15 protein-coding genes are annotated in these 18,148 nt (G+C 72.3%); 7 read left to right on the top strand and 8 right to left on the bottom strand.

Features of this window, described 5'->3' with window-relative positions; translation table 11 throughout:
• From D7V97_RS23290 to truD, 3 genes are all read left to right on the top strand, one after another.
• A partial coding sequence (locus tag D7V97_RS23290) for a thioredoxin domain-containing protein (RefSeq protein ID WP_120612858.1) occupies window positions 1–853 on the top strand: 853 nt, incomplete at its 5' end.
• 8 nt (window positions 854–861) lie between these two features.
• Window positions 862–2,178 (top strand): DUF4388 domain-containing protein, encoded by a 1,317-nt coding sequence (locus D7V97_RS23285; protein WP_120612857.1) that lies wholly within the window; start codon window positions 862–864, stop codon window positions 2,176–2,178.
• Window positions 2,175–3,197 carry a tRNA pseudouridine(13) synthase TruD gene (truD, locus tag D7V97_RS23280; RefSeq protein ID WP_120612856.1) on the top strand — a complete coding sequence of 341 codons (1,023 nt, stop codon included), beginning with the start codon at window positions 2,175–2,177 and terminating at the stop codon, window positions 3,195–3,197. The genes D7V97_RS23285 and truD overlap by 4 nt, the downstream gene beginning before the upstream one ends.
• A gap of 139 nt (window positions 3,198–3,336) precedes the next feature.
• Here the strand turns inward: truD and D7V97_RS23275 are convergent, their stop codons facing one another.
• The gene (locus tag D7V97_RS23275) at window positions 3,337–4,758 is read right to left on the bottom strand and encodes an OmpA family protein (protein ID WP_120612855.1); all 1,422 of its coding nucleotides are present in this window, start codon (window positions 4,756–4,758) and stop codon (window positions 3,337–3,339) included.
• Between the two features lie 17 nt (window positions 4,759–4,775).
• Window positions 4,776–5,090, bottom strand: coding sequence for a DUF4398 domain-containing protein (locus D7V97_RS23270; protein WP_120612854.1), 315 nt, complete (start codon window positions 5,088–5,090; stop codon window positions 4,776–4,778).
• A 157-nt stretch (window positions 5,091–5,247) separates the two neighbouring features.
• On the opposite strand from D7V97_RS23270, the gene D7V97_RS23265 reads away from it, so the two are divergent.
• Together D7V97_RS23265 and D7V97_RS23260 are read left to right on the top strand one after the other, a co-directional pair.
• Window positions 5,248–6,252, top strand: a complete 1,005-nt coding sequence (locus D7V97_RS23265; protein WP_233583127.1) for a HEAT repeat domain-containing protein — start codon at window positions 5,248–5,250, stop codon at window positions 6,250–6,252.
• Window positions 6,249–7,232 (top strand): N-acetylmuramoyl-L-alanine amidase-like domain-containing protein, encoded by a 984-nt coding sequence (locus D7V97_RS23260; RefSeq protein ID WP_120612852.1) that lies wholly within the window; start codon window positions 6,249–6,251, stop codon window positions 7,230–7,232. Before D7V97_RS23265 ends, D7V97_RS23260 begins: the two co-directional genes overlap by 4 nt.
• 13 nt (window positions 7,233–7,245) lie before the next feature.
• Here D7V97_RS23260 and D7V97_RS23255 read toward each other — a convergent pair whose 3' ends face one another.
• Together D7V97_RS23255 and D7V97_RS23250 are read right to left on the bottom strand one after the other, a co-directional pair.
• Window positions 7,246–7,659 (bottom strand): hypothetical protein, encoded by a 414-nt coding sequence (locus D7V97_RS23255; protein ID WP_233583125.1) that lies wholly within the window; start codon window positions 7,657–7,659, stop codon window positions 7,246–7,248.
• A gap of 125 nt (window positions 7,660–7,784) precedes the next feature.
• Window positions 7,785–8,147 carry a response regulator gene (locus D7V97_RS23250; protein ID WP_120612850.1) on the bottom strand — a complete coding sequence of 121 codons (363 nt, stop codon included), beginning with the start codon at window positions 8,145–8,147 and terminating at the stop codon, window positions 7,785–7,787.
• A gap of 159 nt (window positions 8,148–8,306) precedes the next feature.
• Between D7V97_RS23250 and raiA the strand changes: the two genes are divergently transcribed.
• The gene (raiA, locus tag D7V97_RS23245; RefSeq protein WP_120612860.1) at window positions 8,307–8,669 is read left to right on the top strand and encodes a ribosome-associated translation inhibitor RaiA; all 363 of its coding nucleotides are present in this window, start codon (window positions 8,307–8,309) and stop codon (window positions 8,667–8,669) included.
• 158 nt (window positions 8,670–8,827) lie between these two features.
• On the top strand, window positions 8,828–10,927 hold the full coding sequence (locus D7V97_RS23240) for an MXAN_5187 family protein (RefSeq protein WP_120612849.1): 2,100 nt from the start codon (window positions 8,828–8,830) through the stop codon (window positions 10,925–10,927).
• 101 nt (window positions 10,928–11,028) lie between these two features.
• Here the strand turns inward: D7V97_RS23240 and D7V97_RS23235 are convergent, their stop codons facing one another.
• The 4 genes from D7V97_RS23235 to D7V97_RS23220 all read right to left on the bottom strand — a co-directional run.
• Window positions 11,029–12,678 carry an ATP-binding protein gene (locus tag D7V97_RS23235; protein WP_120612848.1) on the bottom strand — a complete coding sequence of 550 codons (1,650 nt, stop codon included), beginning with the start codon at window positions 12,676–12,678 and terminating at the stop codon, window positions 11,029–11,031.
• 166 nt (window positions 12,679–12,844) lie between these two features.
• Window positions 12,845–14,212: an ABC transporter substrate-binding protein gene (locus D7V97_RS23230; protein WP_120612847.1), complete on the bottom strand. Its 1,368-nt coding sequence runs from the start codon at window positions 14,210–14,212 to the stop codon at window positions 12,845–12,847.
• The gene (locus D7V97_RS23225) at window positions 14,209–15,561 is read right to left on the bottom strand and encodes a VCBS repeat-containing protein (protein ID WP_120612846.1); all 1,353 of its coding nucleotides are present in this window, start codon (window positions 15,559–15,561) and stop codon (window positions 14,209–14,211) included. The genes D7V97_RS23230 and D7V97_RS23225 overlap by 4 nt, the downstream gene beginning before the upstream one ends.
• Window positions 15,558–18,148: penicillin-binding protein 1A (locus tag D7V97_RS23220; RefSeq protein WP_233583121.1), on the bottom strand; the 2,591-nt coding region annotated here is incomplete at its 5' end. The genes D7V97_RS23225 and D7V97_RS23220, both read right to left, overlap by 4 nt.

Raw genomic sequence — 18,148 nt, 5'->3', positions numbered from 1 at the left:
CGCCACGGCCCCGGCCCCCGCCGCCGAGGCGCCCTCGCAGGATCCGGCCCAGGTGCTCAGCGGCATCCCTGGCATGGACTTCTCCAGCCTGCCCCCGGCGGCGAAGCGCGAGCTGTCCACGGTGTTCACCGATGAGTTCTGCTACTGCGGCTGCCCCCACACGCTGGGCGCGTGCCTCAAGCAGCACACGACCTGCAAGCACGCCAAGCGGATGGCCCGGCTGTCCGCGCGCATGGTGGCGGACGGCGGCCCGGCGAGCGAGGTCATCGTCACGCTGTCCAAGTACTACGCGTCCTTCCGCGAGCCCCGCACGGCGCTCAAGGTGGACCCCCGCATGTGCCAGGGCGACGCCAACGCGCCCGTCACGGTGACGGAGTTCTCCGACTTCGAGTGCCCCTTCTGCGGCAAGGCCCGGCCCATCCTGGAGGGCTTCGCGAAGAAGCACCCCACCGAGGTGCGCTTCTGCTACCTGCCGTTCCCGCTCAACATCCACCCCAACGCCATCCCCGCCGCGCAGGCGGTGCTGTGGGCGAGGGATCAGGGCAAGTTCTGGCAGATGCATGACGCGCTCTTCGGCCAGCAGGAGAACCTCAAGCCGGAAGCGCTGCCCGCGCTGGCGAAGTCGGTGGGCCTGGACGGGGACAAGCTGGCGGCAGTACTGAAGACGGACAAGTACAAGGACGAAATCGAGGGCTTCCACGCGCAGGGGCGCACGGCGGCCATCAACAGCACCCCTTCCGTGTTCTTCAATGGACGTGCGTACGACCTGGGCTACCAGGAGGGGTTGCTCGAGCACAGCATGGAGGACGAAGTGGAGTGGCGCGCGAACAACAACGCGTGGGCCGCGGACTGACACCCAGGATGAGCCAACGCTTCCGCATCGATGGCGCCGCGCACCTGGTCCCCGAGGACCGGACCGGCATCCCCGCGCTCGCGGGACGCTCGGGCACGTACGCGCTGATGCCCACGGCGCCCGACCTGCTCGTCTTCTCGCGCACGCCGCCGGAAGGGGGTTCCATCCCCACGCCCCGCGTGGTGCTGGCAGGCGACGCGGGCGGCTTCCCGCTGTCGGACCTCATCGCGTTCCTCAGCCAGTCGCGCTGGAGCGGCGTCGTGCGCGTGCACACGCCGGGCGGCGAGCGCTCGCTGATGATCCGCGAGGGCGAGGTGCGCGGCGCCACGTCCGAGGAGCCCGCGGACCGGCTGGGCGAGGTGCTGGTGCGCCTGGGCTATGTGGACCGGGCCCAGGTGGAGGCGGTGCTGCGCGAGCAGTCTGCGTCGAAGATTGGCCGGGCGCTGGTGGAGAAGGGCCTGCTGCAGGCGCATGACCTGTTCAAGTGCGTCACGCACCAGGTCAGTGAGATCTTCCACGCCATCGTGCTGTGCCGCGAGGGGGCGTTCTTCCTCATCGACCAGCCCGTGGACGAGAAGACGGGGCACTCCATCCAGCTGTCCACGCAGAGCCTGCTGATGGACAGCATCCGGAAAATCGACGAGCTCGCGCACTTCCGCAAGCGCATCCCCCACGGCCGCATGTACGTGGCGCGCAAGCGTCCGTCCGACGGCAAGCTGGAGGAGGACGAGGACCGGGTGCTCACCATGCTGGACGGGCGGCGCACGGTGCTGGAGCTGGGGCACGCGGCCCGGCTGTCCGAGTTCGACATCACCAAGGTCGTCTTCCGGCTGCTGGAGGGCGGCTTCGCGGCGCTGTCGGACAAGCCGGTGGGCGCGCCCGCCGCCGCGGCGCCGGAGAAGGCGGCCACGCAGCGTGCGCGTCCAGCGGCGCGCGTCGTGGCGCCGGTGGATGCCCGCCCGGTGGCGCGCGTCTTCAACTTCATCTTCCGGGAGATCAGCGACGAGGTGGCCCGCCAGGGCATGGACCGCGAGTTCATCGCCGCGGCCAACGCGGCGCTCACCGGACAGGCGCTGTCGTCGTCGCCGGTGCTGGAGGGGCTCGCGTTCGCGGCGGACGGCAGCCTCCCGGAGGGCCGGCTGATGGAGGCCTTCGACCGGCACCGCGACCAGCTGGGCAGCGAGCCCCTGGCCTCCTTCCGTCAGGCGCTGAGCGACGTGATGTTCTTCCTGCTGTTCCAGGCTGGAGAGCTGCTGGAGTCGCGCGCGGACGAGGACCTGGCCCGGCGCGTGAAGGAACTCCTGGCCACGCTCGAGGCCCCGTGACGGACGCTGGCCTTCCGAGGTTGACCGCCGGCATTCCCGGATGCGGGGGCGCCTTCAAGCTCTCGCCCGAGGACTTCGAGGTGGAGGAGCTGCCCGCGTACCTGCCGTCCGGCGAGGGCACGCACCTGTACCTCTGGGTGGAGAAGCGCGGCCGCGACACGCGCGAGGTGGTGCGGGCGCTGGCCACCGCGATGGGCGTGCGCGAGGACGACATCGGTGTGGCGGGGATGAAGGACCGGCAGGCGGTGACGCGGCAGTGGCTGTCCGTGCCCGCGACCGCTGAGCCGCGCCTGCCCGAGTTCGCGCTCGACGGCGTGAGCGTCCTGGAGTCCAAGCGGCACGGCAACAAGCTGCGCACCGGGCACCTGAAGGGAAACCGCTTCCGGCTGCGCCTGCGTGGCGTGAAGGACCTGGGCGCGGCGCGCGAATCCTTCGCCCGACTGTCCGCGGAAGGCGTGCCCAACTACTTCGGGGAGCAGCGCTTCGGGCGGGCCGGGGACAACGCGGACCTGGGCCGCATGCTGCTGTTGGGCCAGCGCCTGCCGAAGCGGCCGGACCGCTTCCAGCGCAAGCTGTACCTGTCCGCCTTCCAGTCCCGCCTCTTCAACCAGGCGCTGGTGCAGCGGCTGGAGGCGGGCACCTTCGCCACGGCGCTCCTGGGCGACGTGCTGCGCAAGGAGGAGACGGGCGGCCTCTTCGTGTGCGAGGCGCCGGAGGTGGACGGCCCCCGCGTCGCCGCGTTCGAGGTGAGTCCGGCGGGGCCCATGTTCGGCCCGAAGATGACCGCCTCGCGTGGCGAGGTGGCGGAGGCCGAGGCCCGGCTGCTCGTGGACGCGGGCATCACCCTGAGCGACTTCGTGCGCGGCGGGGATGAGACGGAAGGCACGCGCCGCCCGTACCGCGTGCGGCTGGGCGCGCCGGACCTCACGGTGGACGGCGAGGACGCGGTGCTCACGTTCGAGCTGCCGCGCGGCGCCTACGCCACCGAAGTGCTGCACGAACTGCTCAAGGACGGCTGAGCCTCAGGGCTCCCCCGCCGAGCAGGCCCCCCTCCCAGAAACGACCACGCCTCCCAGGGCAGGAAGCCCGGGGAGGCGAGGGGGACTGCTTTGACGTGTCCCCGCTCCGTCGTGACGGAAGCGGGGTGGGGCGTCAGCGCTACTGCCGGACGACGTTGAACTCCGTGCGGCGGTTGAGCGCGCGGCCGGCCTTGGTGGTGTTGGGCGCCACGGGGCGCGCCTCACCGAAGCCCACGGCCTCCATGCGGCCCGGGTCGATGCCGCGCTTGAGCAGCTGCGCCATCACCGCGTCGGCGCGCTTCTGCGACAGCTTCAGGTTGGACGTGTCGTTGCCCAGCGAGTCGGTGTGGCCCTCGATGCGCACCTTGCGGATCCACGACGCGTCCCGGAGCGCCTGGGCCACGTCATCCAGGATGGTGGTGCTCTGCTTGCCGATGATCTTCGCGGAGCCGGACCCGAAGAGGATCTGCTTCTTGATCTCAATGCGGTCCTTCTTGACGACGACCATCTTGTACTGCTTGGCGCAGCCGCGCTCCTCCTTGACGCCCGGGTCCTCGGGGCACGCGTCCAGCCGGTCCACGATGCCGTCGCCGTCCTTGTCCGGATCCGGGCAGCCGCCGTTCTCCGTGGGGCCGGTCTCCAGCGGGCACTTGTCCTGCGCGTCGGGGACGCCGTCGCTGTCGTTGTCCAGGTCCGGGCAGCCGTCCTCGTCCTGGAAGCCGTCCTTGTCCTCCGGCTCCAGCGGGCACTTGTCCACGTCGTCGTTGATGCCGTCGCCGTCCTTGTCGACGATGGGGCAGCCCAGGTTCTGCAGCGGGCCCGCTTCGTTGGGGCACTTGTCGGTGCCGTCCACGATGCCGTCCAGGTCGTTGTCCATCTCCGGGCAGCCGTCGTCGTCCTGGAAGCCGTCCTTGTCCTCCGGCTGGTCCGGGCACTTGTCCACGTTGTCGAGCACGGTGTCGCCGTCGCGGTCCTTGGGGGCCTCCGCCGGGCAGCCGTTGTTCTCCGCCACGCCGGCGATGAGCGGGCACTTGTCCTGCGCATCCAGCACGCCGTCGCTGTCGTTGTCCGTGTCCGGGCAGCCGTCCTGGTCCTGGAAGCCGTCCACGTCCTCGGCCTGGTCGGGGCAGGGGTCGTCCTTGTCGAGCACGCCGTCGCCGTCGCCGTCCGTCTCCTCGATGCTCACCACCACCTGCTGCTGCGGTTGCTGGGGCTGCTGCGGTTGCTGGGGCTGCTGCGCCTCCGGGCGGTCGCGCACCAGCACCTGGCGCGGGGCGCAGCTCTTCGACAGCTCCAGGGCGCGCTTCACGGCGCCGTCCGCGGTGCGCACGTGCTGGGCGGCGCGGGTGCTGTTGCCCTGGCTCAGCTCGCCCCGGGCGAAGTCGAGGTTGGCCTCGGCGGTGGCCAGGTCAGAAGGGGCGCAGCGCAGGGCGCCGCCCCTGCGGGCGCGCTCCACGTCGGCGGTGAGGACCTCCGTGTCGGCGCGGATCTTGTTGCCGCTGACGCAGGAGAGGGAGGCCAACAACAGGGTGAGCAGCGCGGACTGGGACAGACGCTTCATCGGGGAGCGCTCGGGCGTCACGGGTTCGGGGGGCGGCCCTGGGAATCTGCGTTGGCGGCGGACATGGACTTCTCCCGCGCCTCGTTGGCGAAGCGGGAGGCCTTCACCGCGAAGTCGACGCCGGCCTGGTAGTCCGAATAGCCGACCTCCTCGCGCGCCTTCTGGAGGTAGAGGTTGGCGGCCGTCCACTCGTACGGGGCTTCCTTCTCCGCTCCGGCCGTGCGCGCGGCCTGGATCTGCACTTCGGCGTCGAGGATGTTCGACGTGGACTTCACGGGGCCACATGCGGTCAGCACGCCCGCAACCGCCATCAGGAGCGACTGCTTCGTCATCACGTGTGCCTCGGTAAGACAGAGCGAAAGGGACTGGGCATCGGTCGTATCAATCGCCCCCGGGGGGGTCAAGAATCGGGCGGTTCCCGTGAAGCAGGGGCCGGGCGGAGGGGTGGACTTTGACGGCGGGCCGCCCGCTTGCCATCGTTCCGCCCCCGTGCGTCCTCCGCCTGTCTCGCGTGTCCTGCCCCCGCTCCCCGTTCTGCTCCTGGCCGTCCTGCTGCCCCTGAGCGGCCTCGCCGGACCCGCGTCCGCGTCCAAGCGGGCCCAGGGCCGCGCGGAGGCGGACGCCGTGCTCGCCCAGGTGGCCGGGGGCAGCCCCGTGCCCGCCGCCGCCTCGCGCCTGCGCTACCTGCGCCAGGAAGCCTACGCGGCCGAGGAGATTGGCCCCATCCTCCGGAACACGTTCGAGGAGCGCAAGCGCCGCAACCTCGCGTCGCTGCTGGCGTCGCTCGGCGCGCGCGAGGGGGAAGCCACGCTGGTGAAGCTCGCCTCGGATGACGACAGCACCGTGCGCATGTACGCGGCGCAGGGGCTGGCGAAGGTGGGCAGCCGCAACACCGCCGCCGTGCTGCCGCTGCTGCAGGACAAGAGCAGCGGCGTGCGCCGCGAGGCCGCGCGGGCCCTGGGCGCGTCGCGCAACCCGAAGATGGGCCGGTCGCTGATGACGGCCGCCAAGGCGGAGCAGGACCTGGAGGTGCGCGCGGCGCTGCTGGAGGCCGCGGGCGCGTGCGGCGACGCGAAGCAGCGGCCCGGGCTGAAGACGTACCTGGACAGCGATTCGGAGAGCACGCGCTTCGCCGCGGCCCGGGGGCTGTGCCGGCTGGGCGCGCCCGAGGGCTTCGCCTTCGCCCAGAAGCTGCTGGGCAACCCGGACAAGTTCGTGCGGCGCCAGGGGCTCGCGCTCTTCGAGGGCGTGCCGGCGAAGAAGGCCAGCCCCGTGCTGTCGCCGCTCCTGAAGGACGCGGACCGCACCGTCGCCGCCACCGCCGCGCGCGTGCTGTACCAGGGTGGGGACGCGGCCGCGCTGGACTGGCTGGTGCTGGCCTCCTGGAACGCGAAGGGCGAGGAGAAGCTCACCTACGAGAAGGAGCTGGAGGCGCTCCAGCTCGCGGATGACCGGCGCAAGGCCATCCTGCGCAAGGCGGGGGTGGCGCCGTGAGCCTCGCGGGCCTCTGCGCCCTCGCCCTGCTGGCCCAGGCTCCGGCCACTCCTGTGACTCCGGCTCCTAACTCGCGGCCGTCCGTGCCCCCGGCGCGCGCGGTGCCGGCGTCCCTCTCCGCGCCCCAGGCCACCGCGCCCGTGCGGGAGAATGGCTGGAAGCCCCTCACGCCCGAGCAGCGCGCGGCGCTCATCGCGGATCAGGCGGAGACGCCGCTCGCCGAACGCCTGCTGGGGATGAGCGAGAAGTTCCTCAACACCCCGTACGTCATCTCGCCCCTGGGCGAGGGCCAGGGCGTGGACCCGGATCCGACCTTCCGCCTGGACGCGGTGGACTGCCTCACCTTCGTGGAGGAGACGCTGGCGCTGGGCCTGGCGCGCGGTGAGCCGGAGGTGCCGACGCTGCTGGAGCGGATCCGCTACGCGAACACGCCGGCCTACGAGGACCGCAACCACCTGATGGAAGCGCAGTGGCTGCCCAACAACATCAAGAAGGGGCTGCTGGTGGACGTGACGCGGCGCTACGCGAAGGACGACGCCGTCGCCGTCACCAAGACGCTGACGCCGCACACGTGGCAGTCGAAGTCATCCATGGCGCTGCAGCTGCCGCGCGAGCGCCAGCCCGTGGGCACCTTCACCCTCAACATGATTCCGCTGGAGAAGGTGCTCACGCACGCGCGCAACGTGGCCTCCGGCACCATCCTCGTGGTGCTGCGCGAGGACCTGCCCCTGAAGGCCACGCGCGTCACGCACCTGGGCTTCGTGGTGCAGAAGAAGAAGCGCACGTACCTGCGCCACGCGTCGAAGGGCGGCTACAACCGCGTGGTGGACGAGGACCTGGAGACGTTCCTCGCCCGCAACGCGCGTTACGACAAGTGGAAGGTGACGGGCGTGAGCCTCTTCGAGGCCCGGCGTCCGCCGCCCACGTTCGCGGCCCAGCCCGCACCCGTGGCAGGCAGCGCGGCCGTCGGCACGCCCTGACGCCCGCGGGCGGCTAGTGGGCGGGTGGCGCGGTGTCCACTGGCGGGTGGCCCAGCTCCCCCTCGCGCTCCTCTTCCTCCGCGGCGCGCCCGGCTTCGTCCGCCGTGGCGAGCTCCTGGATCTTCACTTCCTCCAGGAGGACGGCGGCGCGCACCTGGTCGGTGTCCGGCACCAGGAGCTCCCACCAGGGCAGCAGGTTGCCGGTGGTCAGCTCATCCACCACGCCCGAGCGTCCGGGACGCACGATGAGTGGGATGCGCTGTTCGTCCAGCACGTCCGCGAAGACCTGGGCGGTGACGGGATCATCCGCGATGCCCGCTCTCACGAACCGGTGTTTGTCCAGCTCATGGGGCAGGGGCAGCCTCCGCTCGCGCATCTCCTCCGCCGACACGAGCGGCGGGTGGTTGGGGCAATCCGTGCAGTTCACGACACTGTCCTGATACTCCGAGCCACACCGAGCGCAGTACCTCATGGAGCCCTCCTGGGCGATGGCTGGAATGTTAGGAACGCTCCGCGCGGATGGCAGGCGGCCCCCCGTGCGAATTCCCCGGGTCAGTGCCGCGCCGCGTCTCCCAGCTCGCCCACCATCCGGCTCAGGCGCTCCACGTCGATGGGTTTTCGCAGCACTGCGTCGCAGTACTCGGCGCCGTCCACCTGGGCATAGCCCGACACGAGGACGACCCGGGCATTCGGCTCACGCTCCTTCACCTGCTGCGCCAGTTCCGTGCCGTTCATTCCGGGCAGGGATTCGTCTGTGACCACGACGTCGGGGTGGGTGTCTTCAAACGCCTTCAGGCCCGCCACGCCGTCCGCGGCGGTGGTGACGTCGAAGTCATCCTCCAACAGCTCCGCCAGCAGCTCGCGGCTGTCCCCGTCGTCCTCCACCAGCAGGACCTTGATTCGCTCGCCATCCATGCGACTTAAGCAACGCGGTGCTGAGGGGGATTCGTCCGGGGTGCCCCGGGCGCGGCGACGGTCGTCTGGCTGCTTCGGGGGAGGGCAGGCAGGAAGGCTTGCGAAAGCCCCTCACGGGCGGACGTGGCACTGCCCATCTTCATGCCCGGAGGTGATTCCATGAAGGTGTTGTTGCGTGGAGTGCATCTGGGGCTGACGGACAACCTCAAGGCGTATGTGGACGAGCACCTGGTCGCTCATATCGAGCGGTTCGCCGAGGACGAGGCGTCGGAAATCGACATCGCGCTCGTGGACATCAACGGGCCCAAGGGAGGCGTGGACAAGGAGTGCCGGGTGACGGTGCGCATGCCCGGGATGGAGGCGGTGCACGTGACGGAGACGGCGGAGACGCTGTTCCAGGCCATCGACGCAACGCGTGACCGGCTGGAGAAGGCCATCAAGCGCGCGGTGGAGCGGCGGCGCAGTGTCGCGACGAACGGCCTGCCGTACGACCTCAACGCGGACGCGTCGAACAACTACTAGGCGGCCTGCCGGCCGTCGCGGCGGAATTGCGAAGGGCCCGGGAATTCCGGATGCCAGCCAGGCATCCGGCCCCCGGGTTCCTTCGGGCCAGTTCCTTGCTGGGGTTGGAAGGTGGACGCTATAAGCGGATCCCCTCACCCTTGGGCTAAAGGACGGCGATGGTCCGCCTCAAGTTCCTGCTGTTCGCACTCCTGGTCCTCGGACTGGGCCTGGCTCATCTCCCGACGCTGTCGGCGCCTCAGCGTGCGCGCGCGGTGGAAGGTGCCGCGCTCCAGGCCGCTACGGGCACCGGCGAGGTCGCACGTCGCGTGGACGCGCGCCGCGCTGAAATCCAATCCCTGGCGCTGAAGCTCGCCAGCGCTCCCGACGTGGCCGCCGCCGTGCACGCGCTTCGCCCCGCGCCCGCGGCGCCGAAGTCTCCGCGCGACCGCAGCGGAAGGGACGCGGAGGAGTCCAGCGCGCCGCTGCCGCTGACGGCCGAGCGCTTCGGCGTGCTGCGCACCGCCGTCCAGGCCGCGCTCCCCAAGGACCTGCAGGGCACGGTGGTGGCGGTGGTGGCCGGTGACGCGAGCTTCCACGCGCGCGCCGACGCCGAGCCGTCCTCCGACGCCGCCGTGCTGGACGTCCCGGCGCTCGCCAAGGCGGGCACGTCCGTGGTGGACGCCTTCGGGGCGCCGCATGTCTTCGCGGCCGTGCCGCTCGCGTGGAATGACGAGCGGATCCCGGCTCCGGCGGTGACGCTGGTGGTGGGGGCCCCCCTGGTCGCGGACGCCGCGCTGCAGGGCGCGCTGGATGCGTCCGGCGTGGCCGCGCTGGGGCTCGTGCAGGGCGACAAGGTGGTGGGCGGCGTGGGCGCGGAGAAGGCGAAGCTCGAGGGCGCGCTGCCCAAGGTGGCCGCGGGCGCGAAGGACACCGTGCTGGAGACGGGGTCGCTCCAGGCGCTGGGCCCGGTGCAGTTGCCGGTGTTCACCAGCGGCGATGCGATGGGCGGACAGGCCCCGCTGTTCGTGGGCGCCCGCCAGCCGCTGCAGGGCACGCCGTATGAAGTGCTGGTCATCGCGGGGACGGCGGCGACGCTGGCTCCGCTGGCCGCGTATCAGCACAGCGCGCTGCTGGGGCTCGCGGGGCTGCTGCTGCTGAGCCTGCTGTGGACGGCGCTGATGGGCGGAGGTCGCCGCTCGACGTCCGACGAGGAGGCCACCGCGGGCAATGGTGGGGACACGCTGGGCTGGTCGGCGGCGCTCGCCGCGCAGCCCACGCCGGCCGCCGTGGCGCCTCCGCCGGCCGCCGCCGCGCCGCTGGCGGATCCGTTCGGGTCGGCTTCGTCCTCGGAGCCGCGGTCGAATCCGTTCGGGTCGGCCCTGTCGCCGGAGCCGGTGTCCAATGCGTTCAGCGCGGTCGCGCCGCCGCCCGTTCGTCCGGCCTCGGATCCGTTCGGGGGCGCGGATGCGTTCCCGTTCCCTCCGGCGGGGTCGTCCCCGTCCGGGCCGCTGACGGATCCGTTCGCGATGCCGCCTCCTTCGGCCTCCGCGGATCCGTTCGCGATGCCGCCGCCTTCGGCCGCGCCGATTCCGCTGTCGAACCCGTACAGTGCGCCGGCTCCGGATCCGTTCGCGGGGGTGGAGTCGTTCCCGTTCCCGTCGCCGCCCTCGGCCTATCCGCCGCCGGCCGCGGAGCCGTTCACGCCGCCCCCGGCGTACGCGCACAACGCGCCGATGCCCTTCGACCACGCGCCCCCGTCGAACGAGCCCATCGCCCAGGCGGCCCCGCGCCACGGTGCGTTCGCGTTCGAGGATCAGCCCACGGCGGCGTACTCGCTCCAGCAGGCGGCCAACCCGTTCGCGCTGGCGGCGGCGCAGTCGTCCGAGCAGGACGCGGACTCCAACCCGGAGACGACGCGCGTCGCGGCCATCCCGCGCGAGCTGCTCCAGGCGAGCACGCGGCCCACGTCGGAAGCCATCCCGATGCCGCCCCCGCGCTCGCACGCATCCCAGGCGATTCCGCTGCCGGGCGGCAACAGCGCGGCGGCGGTGGCGCTGTCGGAGGAGCAGCACTTCCAGGACGTCTTCCGCGAGTTCGTCACCACGCGCGAGCGCTGCGGCGAGGCGGCGGACGGCCTGACGTACGACAAGTTCGTGCAGAAGCTGCGCAAGAACAAGGAGCAGCTCGTCACGAAGTACGCGTGCAAGACGGTGCGCTTCCAGGTCTACGTGAAGGAGGGCAAGGCCGCCCTCAAGGCCACGCCCGTCAAGGACTGACGGCCGGCGGTCGTTGAGCACCGTGTCGTGCCCGAAGGCCCGGGACCTCTTCGCGAGGTGCCGGGCCTTCTTGCGTGGTGCGTCCGCTTGGGGGGCCGCGTTCAGCTGGCGCGGGGGAGCACGACGCTGAAGCGGGCGCCGTGGCCCGGATCTCCGCCGACTTCCAGCCGGCCTCCGTGCTCCTGGAGGATGCGCGCGGCGATGGCGAGGCCCAGACCGGTGCCGCCGTCCTTGGTGGTGAAGTAGGGCTCGAAGATGCGGGCGCGGTGTTCAGCGGGGATGCCCGGCCCGTCGTCCTCCACCTCGATGACGGCGTCCACGTCGGTGCCCTTCACACGCACGCGCAGGGCGCCGCCCTTGCCCGTCATCGCCTCCTCCGCGTTCTTCACCAGGTTGACGAGCACCTGGGTGAGCTGGTCGCGGTCCGCGCGGGCCACCACGCCCGTCTGGAGCGCGGGCAGCAGCTGGATGCCCTCCGGAGGCGCGGCGTAGAGGGAGAGGACTCCCTGGGCCAGCTCTCCCAGGTCCACCGGGGCGAGCTGGGGTTTGGGCAGGCGCGCGAATCGGCTGAACTCGTCCACGATGCGCCGCAGCCGCTCCACCTCTTCCAGGATGACGCCCGCGCTCTCCTTGAAGAGGGACGGGAAGCTGGGGTGGCGCGCTTCGTGCGCGGCGAGCAGCGTCTCCAGCGACATGCGGATGGGGGTGAGGGGGTTCTTGATTTCATGCGCCAGCCGGCGGGCCACTTCCTGCCAGGCGGCGATGCGCTCGGTGGCCATCAGCCGTTCGGTGGTGGCCTTCAGTTCGGACGTCATGTGGTTGAACGTCCGGACGAGCTCGCCCACCTCGCCGGAGGCCCGCGCCGTCACCTGCACGTCCAGCGCGCCTTCGGCGACGCGGCGAGCGCCGGAGGTGAGAGCCTCCACCGGCCGCGTCATCCACCGCGAGACGAGCATGCCCAGCAGGGCGGCGAAGGCGAGGCCCAGGCCCGCCAGGAGGAGGAAGGCGCGCATGACGCCTTCTTCCGCCTCGCGCGCGGCGGCGCGGCTGAAGGTGAGGCGCACCGAGGCGGAGTCACCCAGGGGCAGCATGCGCGCCACGGTGGGCGGGGCCGCGCTGCCCGCGTGCGCCACCTGCGAGTCGCCGGACAGGAGCGTCACGTCCGCCTGGGTGAGGCGCGCCAGGTGCTGGGCGAGGCCGTCGTCCAGCACCACGCCGCCCACGGCCCACAGGCGCACGTCGCCGTAGTCCACGGGGCGCGCGGTGACGAGGGCGAGCACCTGTCGCAGGCCCGCGTCGCCGCGCACGTCCACGCGCACCGGGACGGGCCGGGGGGACCTCTCCTTCGTCACGGAGAACAGCACGGCGTCCGGATCGCCGCGCCGGGCGGGCAGGTGCCCGGAGGACAGCACCGTGCCGTTGCGGTCGAACAGGGTGAGGACGGTGAGGCCCCGGCTCTTCATGAGGCCCTCGGCGGTGCCGGCCTGGATGGCGCGCATGGGGCGGTCGCGCGCCTCGCGCACCAGGTCCTCCATGGCGGGGCTCTCCACGAGCTCCTCCACGGCACGGCGCGCGTTGGAGGCGGAGCGTTCCAGCGACTCCTGCGCGGAGGCGGTGGCGGCCGTCATGCGCGCGTCGAGTTCGCGGGACAGCGTCTCGCGCAGGCGCGTCAGCGTCAGGGGCACCACCACCGCCAGCGGCACCAGCGCGAGCAGGGCGAAGGCGAACGCGAGCCGGGTCCTCAGCCGCATGCGGCTTCTTCTTTCGGGGTGACGCGGTTCACGGCTGGCTTTCGCGCGCCGGGTTCTCGGTGGGCATTCCCCTCGCGCCCGTTTGCAGCGGAGTCGTTCACGGTCGGTCGGTGCGACCCGATTGCGCAGTGGGCACTCGCTTCGCGTCGGTGCGCTTCGGCGCCGCTCACGGTCGGCCTCCACCACCGGAGGCCTCGGCGGGCGCGAGCCATGCGCCTTCCATCACCGGGAGGCCCTGCGCATCCAGCACCAGGCCCATCACTTCCGGCGCTGCTCGCAGCCCCAGTCCCTGCGCGTACAGGGGGATGAGCGGCACGGAGGGGGCCAGTGCCAATGCCCGTTCGCGGCTGCGTGCATCGCGGGCCCCGGCGTCCGTCAGCGCCCCGATGGGCGGCAGCTCCACGCCCAACAGGTCTCGCCGTCCTCCCGCCTCCAGCACCAGCGCCAGCGCGGGGCCGGGGAGGGGAGGCAGCAACAGCGCGCTCAGCATCAACTCGAAGTCGCCCCGGGCCTGACGGCTTCGCAGCGCGGCGCGCGACTGCGGCTCCAGCGCGACGGTGTAGCCCTGCTCGTGCAACTTCACCTGGATGCGCTCGGCCACCGCGCGCTGATCCGCCAGCGCGGCGTCGTAGGCGAGCGTCACCTTGCGCGCCGTGCCCGCGGGCGGGGCTTGAGGCCGGGCCCTGGGGCCCTGGGGCAACAGCGCGGGCGGCAGCAGGTTCGCCATGGGCACGGCGGGCCCCTTCACGAACAGCCGCGTGAGGTCGTCGCGGTCGATGGCGCTTTCAATCGCCTGTCGGAAGTCGGGCGGCACCTTCCTTGGCGAATACGCCAGATACGTCGCGTACAGCGCCGCGCCCGTGAGCGTGTCGTTGTCCGGCGGCGTGCCCAGCTCCACCTGCACCTGCCGCGAGCTCCACAGCCGTGTCAGGCCCCGTTCATCGGTGGCCGTGAGCGCCAGCCGGTCCAGGTACGGCCGCCCTTCCGGCCACGCGAGCTGCGCCTCCAGCACGCCCTTGCCCGCGGCGCTGAACGGGCCCGACGCGGGCGACGGCGGGGGCGCGAGCGCCGGGTGACAGAGCGACCGCTCCAGGTCCGGCCACGGGAAGGCCAGCGCCAGCTCCAGCGTGGCGCCCGAGGACGTCACCTGCCGGCCCTCGCCGCGCAGCGGGTACAGCAGCGCGCGGTAGGGCGACGGCGTTTCGGGGGACGACAGCCGCGTCCAGGCTCGGGCCACCGCGGTGGCGCTGGCGGCGGAGGGCAGCGTCACGCGCAGGGCCTGGGGCAGGGGACGCGACAGCTCGCGCGCCAGCGTCGGACGCGCCTTGCCGTCCGTGTCCAGGCGACACACGGGCCGCGTCAACAACCCCAGCAGCGCGGCCTCCATCGGCGTGTCGGCGAGCGCGGGCTCTCCAATCTCTGGTGGGCCTGCATGCGCCGCGCGCAGCTCCCCTCCGTAGCGGGGACGACCCGCCGCCAGCGTCGGCGTGGAGGCGAGGAGGACGAGGCCCGCGAGGGCGGAGCGGATCATCACGGTGCACCCTGACGCAGGAGGAACAGCTCGCTCGTGCCGTCCGGTTTCCAGGAGCCCACGAGGACCTCGCGGCGCTTGTCACCGTCCAGATCCGCCGTCACCACGTTCAAGGCCCGGCCCGCCGGAAGCGCGCCCTGCCACAGGGGCTCGTGCGCCATCGGCGCGTCCGTTGCCAACGACAGCACGCGCAGCACGTCCGGTGAAGGCTGGAGCTGGGGCGACGTGGTCAGCAGCTCCGGAAGCCCGTCACCATCCAGGTCCCCCAGCGCGCTGCCCACGCCCAGCCCCGACAGCCGCGCGGGCGCGGACGCCGGCCGCGCATAGAGCGACGCCGTGCCGTCCGCGTGGACGAACAACATCCGCGGTGCCGCGAAGCTCGCCGTGCCGAACGGCGCGGGCACGCTGAGGGCACGCCCATCCGCCAGCCGCACCTCGGGCGCGAAGACCGTCTGCCCTGGCACGAACGTCCCTCGCTCCGAGGTCCCCAGCGGCGCGGCCTCCAGCGTCCCCGAAGGGCGCAGCGTCCCCTTCGCCTTGTCCAGCACGAGCAGCTCACCCCGCGCGTACCGCGTGCTCCACGCGGCCAATCGCGGTGGCCCCGCGAGCACCGCCAGCGCCCCGAAGGGCTCGCGCGTCGTCGCCGTCGAGGGCGACCCTTCCAGCTCCCGCCGCGCGAGGATCCGTCCATCCGCGCCGAACACCACCACCTCGTGTGCGGTGAGCGCGGCCACCTCGTCGCGCCCGTCTCCGTCCAGGTCGCCCGCGGCCAGCGCGGCCAGCGGTGTCTCCAGCCGCGCGAACACCGCGCCCAGCAACCGGACGGGCCGCTTCTGCTGCGGCCCGGGCCCTGGCGTCCCGGTGGACGGCGTCCCCACCGCGGCCAACGCCAGCACCGACGCATCCGCCTCCACGCCTTCAGCCACGGCGGCGGCGGGCTTCGGCGGACGCGTGGGCGTGCGGCCGGACCAGAAGTTCACCCACGTGCCCAGCACGTCACCGCGCGCCACCAGCTCGCCGCCCTCCAGGTCCAGCGTGAGCCGCGCCAGCGAGCGGGCCCCCTGTTCGCGGGCGGTGGCCTCGGCGCGTTCAGGCGGGACCTCCAGCACCACCGGGCCCAGTTGCTGTGCCGCGAGCCGGGACGCCAGCAGCGTCCCGAACGCACGGCGCAGCTCGGCGGATCCACCGGACAGGGACACCGCGACGGGCGCCTCCGCGGGCGCGGCGCGGATCGCATCCGCCACGGCCTGGGCAAGCCGGGCCGTGGCAGGGGGCGCGCCTTCCGCCTCGGAGGCCCCGGCGGGCAGGGCGAAGGCGAGCGCGAGGAACAGCGACAGGAGCGAGCGACTCACAGGCCCTTCTTGCCACCTTCCTCGATGAAGAAGTTGTCCGGCGTCACCTGTCCGGGCGGCGGGGCCTCGGCGGTGGGCTGGGTGCCTTCGAGGAAGGGCTCCAGGCGGCCCGGAACGGAGTTGCCGGCGAGCAGGCCCGTGGCCGGATCAATGCGCACCTGCGTGATGCCCGGGGGCACCTCGAAGTCGCGCGCGGGCAGGCCCTCTTCGGCCACGCGCATGAAGTTGAGCCAGATGGGCAGCGCGGCCCGGCCACCCGTCTCGCTGCTGCCCAGGGGCGAGTTGTCATCGAAGCCCACCCACGCGCTGGCCACCCAGTCCATCGTGTAGCCGGAGAACCACGTGTCCTTGGACTCGTTGGTGGTGCCCGTCTTGCCCGCGGCCGGACGGTTCAGCTCGCGCACCGCGCGCGCCGTGCCCTCCTCCACCACGCTGCGCATGAGCGACGTGGCCAGGTACGCCACCGCCGGGGGCAGCGTCTCCTCGAAGGCGGGCTGGTGCTCCTCCAGCACGGTGCCCTTCGCGTCGCGCACGCGCAGCAGCTCCAGCGGCTCCGCGTAGCGGCCGTTGGACTGGAGCGTGGCGTACGCGTTGACGGCCTCCAGCATCGTCACCTCGCCGGTGCCCAGCGCCAGCGTGAGGTTCTCCGGCAGCGGCGAACGGATGCCCGCCCGGCGCGCGAAGTCGATGGCGGTCGCGGGCGTGATGGCCTCGATGAGCCGCACGGACACCGTGTTCTTCGACTTGGTGAGCGCCGTGCGCATCGACATGGGGCCTTCGAACTGGCCATCGAAGTTCTTCGGCTTCCACGCCTTGCCCGTGTACGGGTCGCGGATGGTCTCCGGCGCGTCGTTCACCGTGGACAGGGGTGTGAAGCGGCCACTCGCCAGCGCGGCGGCGTAGATGAAGGGCTTGAAGGACGAACCCGGCTGCCGCTTCGCCTGCGTGGCGCGGTTGAACGAGGAGCGCTCCGCGTCGTAGCCGCCCACCATCGCCACCACGTTGCGGTTGGCGGGGTTGATGACCACGAGGCCGCCCTGCACCAGCGGCACCTGATCCAACGTGGCCTCCACGAAGGCCGGAGCCGGCGGCGCCTTGAGCACGCGCACGAACACCAGTTCCCCGGGCGTGAACACGTCCGCGATGCCCTTGGGCGCCTTCTTGCCCTTCTGCCGCGCCCAGGTGACGGACGCGAAGGACACCTCCGCGGTGCGGCCCACCAGGTCCACGCGGGCCACGTCGCGCTTGGGGTCCACCTCCAGCACGTAGCCGGTGAGGCGCAGCCCCTCCTCCATCGGCTTGAGGATGACGCGGCCGGCGCGCTCGCGCTCGGGGGACTGGGGCGCTTCCTCTTCCTCTCCCTCGGTGGCGAGCTCCGGCGGTGGCTGCTCCTCGGCGCCTTCGGCTTCGGGCGCGAGCGCCTTGGCCTGGGGCGTGGGCGCGGCGGCGGGGGCCTGGGCGAGCGGCGCCAGGTCCGCGACATAGCCCTGATCCTTCTGCCGGCGGCCGGCCTCCTCGATGCGCTGGACGATGAGCGCGCGGTAGCGAGACCACGTCGGCTCGTCCAGCTTGCCCTGGGCGCCGCGGTAGCCCTGCCGCCGGTCCACCGCCTCCAGGCCGTCGCGCACGGCCTTCTCGGCCACGGCCTGGAGCCGGGGCAACAGCGCGATTTCAACGCGCAGGCCGCCCTCCATGACCGTCTTCTCGCCGTAGCGCTCCACGAGCGTGCGGCGGATCTCCTCCGCGTAGTACGCGCCCGCGCTGGGCGCCTTGCGCGGCGCGAGCACGATGGGCTTCTCCTTCTCCGCGTCCACCACCGCGCGCGGCACGAAGCCCTGGCCGGCCATCTGCTCCAGCACGTAGCGCTGGCGCTGCTTGGCGCGGGTGATGTTCGTCACCGGGTTGATGCGGTGCGGCTGCTGCACGGTGCCCGCGAGCACGGCGGCCTCGCCCACCGTCAGGTCCTTCGCGTGCTTGCCGAAGTAGAAGAGCGCCGCCTCCTCCAGCCCGTAGCGCCGCTGACCGAAGTACACGCCGTTGATGTAGAGGCTGAGGATCTGATCCTTGGTGAGGGCCTGCTCCAGGCGCGGCGTGAGGATCCACTCGCGGATCTTCCGGCCGATGGTGCGCTCCGGCGTGAGCAGCATGTTCTTCACCACCTGCTGCGTGAGCGTGGACGCGCCGGACTTGCGGCTGCCGGGGATGAGGTTCTTCACGACCGCGCGCAGGATGCCGAAGGGGTCCAGGCCCTCGTGCTTGTAGAAGTCCGCGTCCTCGGCGGCGAGGAAGGCGTTGCGCACGTGGGCCGGCAGGTCCTCGATGCGGATGAGCGTGCGGCGCTCCAGCGCGAACTCCGCGCAGAGGGTGCCGTCCGCGCACGTCACCTTCGTCACCTGCGGCGGCAGGTAGACGCGCAGCGACTCCACGGAGGGCAGGTCGCGGCTGTAGTAGGCGTACGTGGCCACGCCCGCGGCGATGGCGAGCACGAGGCCCACGAGCCCCGTCACCAGGAGCCGCTTCGTCCACCGCCACAGCGTGGCGCCGAAACCGCGCCGGCGGGGCGGCGGTGCCCCGGTGGGGGCCGGAG

It is taken from the genome of Corallococcus sp. CA053C (assembly GCF_003611675.1).
In the GTDB taxonomy this organism is placed as follows: domain Bacteria; phylum Myxococcota; class Myxococcia; order Myxococcales; family Myxococcaceae; genus Corallococcus.
The sequence above is the reverse complement of the archived record's forward strand: the minus strand, read 5'-3'. Positions and strand labels throughout refer to the sequence as shown.

Excerpts from the sequence above, each read along its gene's own strand:
- D7V97_RS23270 (WP_120612854.1), bottom strand. The coding sequence starts at position 5,090 with ATGACGAAGCAGTCGCTCCTGATGGCGGTTGCGGGCGTGCTGACCGCA.
- D7V97_RS23285 (WP_120612857.1), top strand. The coding sequence starts at position 862 with ATGAGCCAACGCTTCCGCATCGATGGCGCCGCGCACCTGGTCCCCGAG.
- D7V97_RS23275 (WP_120612855.1), bottom strand. The coding sequence starts at position 4,758 with ATGAAGCGTCTGTCCCAGTCCGCGCTGCTCACCCTGTTGTTGGCCTCC.
- D7V97_RS23235 (WP_120612848.1), bottom strand. The coding sequence starts at position 12,678 with ATGCGGCTGAGGACCCGGCTCGCGTTCGCCTTCGCCCTGCTCGCGCTG.
- D7V97_RS23250 (WP_120612850.1), bottom strand. The coding sequence starts at position 8,147 with ATGGATGGCGAGCGAATCAAGGTCCTGCTGGTGGAGGACGACGGGGAC.
- D7V97_RS23240 (WP_120612849.1), top strand. The coding sequence starts at position 8,828 with ATGGTCCGCCTCAAGTTCCTGCTGTTCGCACTCCTGGTCCTCGGACTG.
- raiA (WP_120612860.1), top strand. The coding sequence starts at position 8,307 with ATGAAGGTGTTGTTGCGTGGAGTGCATCTGGGGCTGACGGACAACCTC.